Raw genomic sequence first — 7,444 nt, forward strand, 5'->3', positions numbered from 1 at the left:
CGTGCTGGCCGACCGCGCTCATGCTGTGCAAGGGCAGTGGGGCGAGTTGGGCGGCCAGCGAGGTGTCCAGAGGCGTGTTCAGGGGCGCGTCCAGCCCTCGCCAGGTGCGAGCCAGGGCAAGCGCCGCATGCGCCGTGCCTGAGCGCGCTGCGGCCAGGGCCCCCAGCTTGATGGCTTCTTGCCACACCCTCTGCCACAGCTGTGCCGCACCACCGAACAGGCGCTCGCTGGCCTGCACCTCCAGCACCACGGCTTCTTCGAGCAAGGCCACCCGAGGGGTGAACTGCAAGGCCCACCAACCCAGGTGCAAGGCGTCCAGCTCACCGCGTTCAGGCGTGGGTGCGGGCAGCAGGGCGATCCAGCTCGGCATGGTCGGGCAAAGACGGGCTCGCCACCCAGGGCACAGCGGGCGCCAGAGGAGGGCGCTTGGCCGGAGCGCGAGACCAGTCAGGCGAAAGGGGTGACACAGGGCCCTGCTCACCAGGCGGCAGCAATTCGATCAGCCCTGGAGGCCAGCAGGCCAGTTGCAGGGGCGTTTCACGCAAGGGCCCGCGTCGTTTGACGAGGCGCACCACCAAAGGATGGGGGCAGGCCCCCAGTGAAAGGTGCAGGCGCAAGGGGGCGGCCGAAGCCTCGCTCGACACCCGCTCCGGCCGGAACAGGAAAACCGGCCCGGCTTGCCGACTCGCACAAACCTGAAGCCTGCGCACCTGCGCAGCCCGGGCCTGCGGCAGCCAGCTCAGCACCGCCCACAGCCCATCGGCCAACAAAGCTTGCTCGGTGGCCCACAGGCGCTCGGCCATGGTGGTGACATCGATGCGGATCACCCGATCGGGCGGCAGGCCTTGCTGCGCCAGCCCGGGCAGGTGCGGCACATGCGGTGGGCCAATCAGCAAAACGTGCCCGCCGGCCTGGACCACTTGGCGCAAGGTCGGCAGCAACAGGCGCCACTCGGCCAGGCCGGGCTGGGGCTGCAGGACCTCGCTGAGGCACTGCGCAGGCCAGCCGCCACCCGGCAATTCGGCATCCAGCAGCGGGTGCCCGCTGGGCCAGACCAGCTGTGCTCCTGTGCCCAGCAAGTGCCCAGGCCAGACAGCCTGGGCCAGGTGCGGCGGCAGGCGATCGACCGCATCCCGCGCGGATGCGCAGGAGGAAACCGGATGAGGGGGCACGGTGCTTTTGAGCATGTCGATACTGTACATGCATACAGTGTTTGGTGGCTCGAAAAACCACCTTGCGCACCCCTTGACGCCACTTTCCGGGCACTCCTGAACGGACTTTGCGGACGCCTTCGGGTGATCCCCATGGGTTTTGGCACAATGACACCCCCTGAGGAAAACGAATGTCCAGCCCAGACTCCGCCCCTACCAGCTCGGGTGCCAGCACCCCGCCGGGCCCCAAAGAACCTTTGACCCCGGTCACCGCCGCCCTGGTGGAGTTCCTCGCCGAAGCACGCGTGCCGACCGAACACGGCAGCTTCACCATGAAGTTGTTTCGCGAAAAGGCCACCGGCCTGGAGCACGTGGCCATGGTCATGGGCGAGGTGCAGGGCAGTGCCCTGGTCCGCGTTCATTCCGAGTGCATGACAGGCGATGTCTTCGGCTCCTTGCGCTGTGACTGCGGCCCCCAACTGCAATTTGCCCTGAGTGAAATCGGCAAGCGCGGCAGTGGCGTGGTGGTGTACCTGCGCCAGGAAGGCCGTGGCATCGGCCTGGCCAACAAGCTGCGCGCCTACCAACTGCAGGACCAGGGCCTGGACACCGTCGAGGCCAACCAGCACCTGGGCTTCGCAGCCGACCTGCGCAAGTTCGACGCCGCCGCCGAGATCCTCGCCACCCTGGGGGTGAAGTCGGTCAAGCTGATGACGAACAACCCGCGCAAGGTCCAGACCTTGAAGGAGCAGGGCGTGCAGATCGAAGAGCGCGTGCCGGTGCGCAGCGACGTCCAGCCTGAAAACGAGCGTTACCTGGGCACCAAAGCCCGCAAACTCGGCCACCACATCGACTGGCTGGGCTGAGCGCCGACATGGCCACCGACCTGCCGCCCCTCGACGACCCGGAATCGGTCGACCCTGCTTTGCGCCAGCAAGTCGCGCGACGCAGCACGATGGTCAGCGTCGTTGTCAACATCGTGCTGACGGTGCTGCAACTCGCCGCTGGCATCTGGGCGCATTCGCAAGCCCTGGTGGCCGACGCCATCCACTCGCTGTCCGACCTGCTGTCTGACTTCCTGGTGCTGCTGGTCAACCGCCACAGCCACAAGGCAGCCGACGACGACCACCACTACGGTCACCAGCGCTACGAAACGGCCGCTTCGCTTGCCTTGGGGCTCCTGCTGTTTGCCGTGGGAGGCGGCATGCTGTGGGGCGCCATCGACCGCCTGACCCACGCCGAAGACATCCCCCAGGTGCAAGCCCTGGCGCTGTACGTGGCGGTCGGCACCTTGCTGGCCAAGGAGGCGCTGTTTCGCTACATGCTGGCGGGGGCTGAAAAAGTGCGATCGAGCATGCTGGTGGCCAATGCCTGGCACGCCCGCTCCGACGCGGCCTCATCGCTCGTGGTGGCGCTGGGCATCCTCGGCAACCTGCTGGGCTACCCTTTGCTGGACCCCGTTGCTGCGCTCATCGTCGGTCTGATGGTGTTGCGCATGGGCTGGCGCTTTGGCTGGGATGCCCTGCACGACCTCATGGACCGCGCCGCATCGCAAGAGCAGATCGACCACATCCGCGAAACACTGTTGCAGACGCCCGGTGTGCAAGGCGTGCACGAATTGCGCACCCGCAAGATGGGCGACCTGATCCTGGTCGATGCTCACCTGGAGGTGGACGGCCAGCTCAGCGTGCGCGAGGGCCACGACATCGCCTTGCAGGCACGCCAGCGCGTGATGGCAGGCCTGCCCGTTCTCAACGTGCAGACGCACCTCGATCCAGTCTGACCGGGCATTCAGGCAGCGCGACCGCAGACCCGATTGCGGCCTTCGGACTTCGCCTGCTGCAAGGCCTGCTCGACCCGTTGCATCAGCGTGTCAACCAGCAGGTCAGGGTGCGCCTGACAGGTCACCACGCCCACGCTGACGGTCATGTGGCGAGCCGTGGTCGAGCTTTCATGGCGGACCTGCAGCGACTCCACGGCCTGACGCAGGCGCTCGGCCACGCCGTTGGCAAAGGAAGCGTCCGTGTTCGGCAGCACCACCAGGAACTCTTCGCCCCCCAGGCGGGCCACCACGTCAGCGGGCCTGCGCAGCCCGTCCTGCAGCACCCGGGCGACCTTTTGCAGGCATTCGTCGCCTGCCGTGTGCCCGTAGCGATCGTTGAACTTCTTGAAGTGGTCGATGTCGATGAGCAGCAGGCTCAGGGCACTGCGGTCACGCCAGGCGCGCTCCCAGACCAAATTCAGGTGCTGCTGGATGTGCTTTTGGTTGTGCAGGCCGGTGAGGGTGTCAATGCGCGAGATGTCTTTGAGCCGCGCATGCGCCTGGGTCAGGTCTCGCACCAGGCTGCGCTCGCGAAGGGTGCGCAGGAAACGCCGACGCTCATCGCGCTCCATGAAGTAGTTGGCGCACAAAGTGAACAGGGCCACCGAGATCACCATGGACGAGATGGGCCACAGCAGCCGAGGCGGAAACGTCTCTTGTGACATCACGCTGGCCACGACGATGCCCAGCATGATGGAGGTGAAGGTCAGCGCATACCAAAAGCGCATGCGCGAAACAACGTTGCCATACGTGATGACCACCATGTAGCCCACCGGAAAGAAGTGGACCATCGGGCTCTCGGAAAGCGGCATGACGATGGCCAGGCTGGCTGCAGCGCCCACGCCGCCGAGCAGCATCAGCACGTCCACCAAGGCCAGCGGCATCAAGCGATGGAAGGGGTGAAAGCCCCGCCAGAACAAGAACAGCGAGAGCAGCGCAATCGGCGTGAAGACCAGCAGCCGCAACTGCGCAGCCAGCCACAACATGTCCGGGATCATCAACTGATCGGCCAGCAGATACCCGTTGTAGATCAGCAGGGAAATGAGGCTGCTGATGAGGAAGTGGCGTTCGCGAGCGGGCAGGGCGTCGCGCTGAAAGGCCTCTTCCAGATCGGTTGGAAAAGACATCAGCGGGAAGCCGTTTTCCAGCAGATCCTGTATGCGCACCATGGTGGCGTGGTGCGAGCCCTGAACCGGGCGATCAAAATCGGTGGGCGGCGTGACCGGGCGGGGCGAGAAGATGGCGCTCATGTCAGTCCTGTGTGCCAAACGCGATGACGCGGTTGCGCCCGCGCTGGCGAGCCAGGTGCAAGGCCTCATCGGCCACGGCGATCAACTGAGTCGGGCTGGCATGCGGCGAGTCAGGGCGCATGCACGACACCCCGAGGCTGACGGTGATGAGGTCGCGCTGATCTGGCCCATGGGGTTGGCGCAGGTTTTCCACCGCCTTGCGGATGCGCTCGGCCGCGCCCACGGCGGTCTGCAAGGTGGTGCCCACCATCAGCACAGCGAACTCTTCGCCGGCAAAGCGTGTCAGCAGGTCGTCCGGGCGCTGAAAATCGGCCCTGACCACGCCCGCAATGGCACGCAGGCATTCATCGGCTGCGCCCTGTCCGCGACTGGCCTGACAAGCCTTGAAGTGGTCCACCGCCAGCAGGATCAGTGAGACTTCCTGACCTGCTTGGGCGGCTTGGCGCCAGCGGTGCTCGAGCTCGGCATCGAAGTGCCGGCGGCTGGCCAACTCGGTCAGCTGGTCATTTCGAGAGGCCTCTTCGAGGCTGGCGTTGGCCTGCAAGAGCTCGTGCTGCAGGAGCCGTTCACGCATCAGCAAAAGCCAGTTCTGGCGCACATCGCGCTCTTGCATGTACGCACCGTAGAGCGTGAAGACTGCGAGCGAGAGCACCGTCAGCGCAGCTGGCGCCATGATGGCGAACGGAGCCTGCGGCAGACGAGACCAGCCGTACAGGAACATGGCCATGACGAAAAAATCAAGGCACATGGCAGGCCTCAGGCGCATGCGTGCAACGGTGTTGCAGTACACCAGCACCACGCTCACGCTGATGAGATAAGGCCCGGCCATGGGATCGGTGCTGCCAACGCAGAGGTGGACGTTGATGATCGTCGAGACCATGCCGGCCAACACCAAAGAGCCTTCTCGCAAGGCCGGTGATTTGAGCTTCGTGAGCACGATCAAGCCCAGCAAGATGCATGGTGTGAACCACATCAGCCGCATCCGCAAGGCGTCATCGAAGCGGTCGGGGATCATCATCCAGTCCGACAGCAACAGCCAATTGAACAGCACGCTGACCAAGGCGCCCGCGCCCAGCAAGGTCTGCAGGCGCTCCAGTGCTGTGTCGGTCTGAAAGCGCGACTCAAGGGGCGGCGGGAACCTCAGCATCCGCATGCCGCCATGCAGCAAGGCGTCGATGGCCCGGGCATCGGCTGCGGTGAGCTCATCTCGCGCATCGGCTTGCGGCATGGGCTCGGTCATGAGGGTGGTCACGGACGACACGTCGTCGAAATTCCTGCTGCTGACGTGGGGCGCCACGGCCTGTGGGCTTGACGCGCGGGGTTCAACGTCCTGTGGATGGACGATTGATCGTATCGGAAAGGTGTCTTGGACCGTGAGACGGCGAACGCTGGTTTTCCCTTGTGGGGCGCCGATTGTGCCTCTGGGTGAGGCAGTAGGCCGACACAAAATCCCATCCTCTCATTCGCCATTCTCTCCTAGGAAGACTTCTACGCAGCAGGGTATTTTCTGTCCGAGCGAGGCGACAACTTTCCACTACCGAAGTGCATGGCGACAACAAATCGCTACCGAAATGTTCGCGCACCGTCAGCTGCAAGGTCGGAGCAGCCCATGGATCGCTGGCGCGGCCGTCGCTTCTGCCTCTGCAGGTGATACGCTCCTTCTGGAAGCGGGGTTCATTGCCATTGGACTGATTTTACTCGATAATCAGTCCATGAGCAAAATTCGCACACCCCCCCCATGGGTGCTTCGCACGCTGGCCAGCCTGGGCGAGCGCTGCAAGATCGCGCGCAAGGCTCGTTCGTTGACCCAGGCGCAGCTCGCCTCCCTGGCCGACGTTGGCACCAGCACGATCTACGCCGTCGAGGGCGGCAACGATGGCGTGTCCATCGGCAACTTCATGAAGATCCTGCACGCGCTGGACCAGCTCGAGCAGTTCGAAGAGATCCTCGACCCCTCTCGAGACCCCATGATCACCGAGTTTGCCGTTCGCAAGCTCAGCCCCGGGAGCAGCCATGCACCGTAAGCCCCTGTGGGTCTGGATGCCTAACCAGACCGAGCCCACGCTGGCAGGCACGCTGACCCAAGCACCTTTGGGCTACTCGCTGGCCTACGAGCGCGATTTCGTCCAAAACGGCATCAGCATCGATCCGGTGGCCATGCGCCTGGGCCTGCGCCCGATTTCGTCGCCCCACCTGCCTGGCGTGATCGCCGATGCCAAACCTTCGGGCTACGGCCAAGACCGCATCAACGCCAAGCACGGGCGCGAGCTCAGCGACATGGAGCTGCTCGAAGTGGGCGCCGGCGACGGTGTTGGTGCCATCGCGGTGTGCGAGGACATCGAGCGCAAGCAGAACGGGCCCACGCCCAATCTCCACGACCTGGCCGCCGCGGTGGCCCGCCTTGACGAGCACGCGCCGGCGTCGCGAGCCATTCGCGCGGTCAACTCAGATCTAGAGACCAGCGCAGGTGGCGAACGCCCAAAGATCACCGTCGCCCACGAAGGCCAGCTCTGGCTGGCCAAGATGCAAGATCGAGGCGACCGCGCCGGCATGCCGGCGCTTGAGTACGTTGCCATGTCGCTTGCTCACGAATGCGGCATCACCACGCCTCCCATCCGTTTGTCCACCTTCGGCGCCCACCAGGTGTTCATGGTCGAGCGATTTGATCGCCACGGTGACGTGCACCGGCCCTGCCGCCGGCTCTTCGCCAGCGCCCACACCGTTTTGCGCCTTGCGCCTGCCAGCGTACGCGGCGACGCCCGGCGCTCCTACCTGGACTTCGCGCACGAAGCCGCGCGCTGGAGCAGATTCACAAGCGGACCCTTAGGCGACAGCATCGAGTTGTTCAAGCGCATGGTCTTCAACGCCCTGGTTGGCAACGTCGATGATCACCCCCGCAATCACGGCTTGCTGCTGGTGAACGGGAGTTGGCGCTTGGCCCCGGCCTTCGACATCACCCCCCTCCAACTCGCGGGGCCTGCTGGTCATGGCCCGTGGCCGCCTCTCGCCATGTCGGTCGCCCTCAACGGCTCAACCGTGGCCAGCCCAGAGCACCTGCTCTCGTCGGCCCCCACCTTTGGCCTCGATGCCGAAACCGCAGGCGACTACCTGCGGCAGACCAGCGCTCACCTGGCCAACTCGTGGGAGCAGCGGCTTCGCCAGGTTCTACCCCCATCAAGTCCACCCGCTGATGTGGAGCGGATCGTCACCTCTGCCAGAGG

7 protein-coding genes and 1 pseudogene are annotated in these 7,444 nt (G+C 65.1%); 4 read left to right on the top strand and 4 right to left on the bottom strand.

Annotation, left to right across the window (positions count from 1 at the left end; all coding sequences use genetic code 11):
- A pseudogene (locus B2W70_RS09435) lies at positions 1-370 on the bottom strand (DNA polymerase Y family protein); the annotation flags it as partial.
- Complete coding sequence (imuA, locus tag B2W70_RS09440) at positions 330-1,202, bottom strand: translesion DNA synthesis-associated protein ImuA (protein ID WP_286745132.1); 873 nt, start codon at positions 1,200-1,202, stop codon at positions 330-332. The pseudogene B2W70_RS09435 and the gene imuA, both read right to left, overlap by 41 nt.
- A 140-nt stretch (positions 1,203-1,342) precedes the next feature.
- Between imuA and ribA the strand changes: the two genes are divergently transcribed.
- Positions 1,343-2,017, top strand: coding sequence for a GTP cyclohydrolase II (gene ribA, locus B2W70_RS09445; RefSeq protein ID WP_083505708.1), 675 nt, complete (start codon positions 1,343-1,345; stop codon positions 2,015-2,017).
- A gap of 8 nt (positions 2,018-2,025) precedes the next feature.
- A complete protein-coding gene (locus B2W70_RS09450; protein WP_286745135.1) occupies positions 2,026-2,934 on the top strand; it encodes a cation diffusion facilitator family transporter in 909 nt (302 codons plus the stop codon).
- An 8-nt stretch (positions 2,935-2,942) separates the two neighbouring features.
- Here B2W70_RS09450 and B2W70_RS09455 read toward each other — a convergent pair whose 3' ends face one another.
- Both B2W70_RS09455 and B2W70_RS09460 read right to left on the bottom strand, forming a co-directional pair.
- Positions 2,943-4,223: a GGDEF domain-containing protein gene (locus B2W70_RS09455; protein ID WP_286745137.1), complete on the bottom strand. Its 1,281-nt coding sequence runs from the start codon at positions 4,221-4,223 to the stop codon at positions 2,943-2,945.
- Position 4,224: 1 nt separating this feature from the next.
- Positions 4,225-5,484: a GGDEF domain-containing protein gene (locus B2W70_RS09460; protein ID WP_286745140.1), complete on the bottom strand. Its 1,260-nt coding sequence runs from the start codon at positions 5,482-5,484 to the stop codon at positions 4,225-4,227.
- A 451-nt stretch (positions 5,485-5,935) separates the two neighbouring features.
- Between B2W70_RS09460 and B2W70_RS09465 the strand changes: the two genes are divergently transcribed.
- Together B2W70_RS09465 and B2W70_RS09470 are read left to right on the top strand one after the other, a co-directional pair.
- Positions 5,936-6,247: a helix-turn-helix domain-containing protein gene (locus B2W70_RS09465; RefSeq protein ID WP_286745142.1), complete on the top strand. Its 312-nt coding sequence runs from the start codon at positions 5,936-5,938 to the stop codon at positions 6,245-6,247.
- A gap of 16 nt (positions 6,248-6,263) precedes the next feature.
- Positions 6,264-7,444, top strand: a 1,181-nt coding sequence (locus tag B2W70_RS09470; protein ID WP_286745144.1) for a type II toxin-antitoxin system HipA family toxin, incomplete at its 3' end; no start/stop codon positions are given.

Origin of the sequence: Aquabacterium sp. UBA2148, from assembly GCF_002328915.1 — a bacterium.
Classification (GTDB): domain Bacteria; phylum Pseudomonadota; class Gammaproteobacteria; order Burkholderiales; family Burkholderiaceae_C; genus Aquabacterium; species Aquabacterium parvum.

What these genes read in the sequence shown, in the direction of transcription:
- B2W70_RS09465 (WP_286745142.1), top strand. Translation starts at nt 5,936, where the DNA reads ATGAGCAAAATTCGCACACCCCCCCCATGGGTGCTTCGCACGCTGGCC.
- ribA (WP_083505708.1), top strand. Translation starts at nt 1,343, where the DNA reads ATGTCCAGCCCAGACTCCGCCCCTACCAGCTCGGGTGCCAGCACCCCG.
- B2W70_RS09450 (WP_286745135.1), top strand. Translation starts at nt 2,026, where the DNA reads ATGGCCACCGACCTGCCGCCCCTCGACGACCCGGAATCGGTCGACCCT.
- B2W70_RS09455 (WP_286745137.1), bottom strand. Translation starts at nt 4,223, where the DNA reads ATGAGCGCCATCTTCTCGCCCCGCCCGGTCACGCCGCCCACCGATTTT.
- imuA (WP_286745132.1), bottom strand. Translation starts at nt 1,202, where the DNA reads ATGTACAGTATCGACATGCTCAAAAGCACCGTGCCCCCTCATCCGGTT.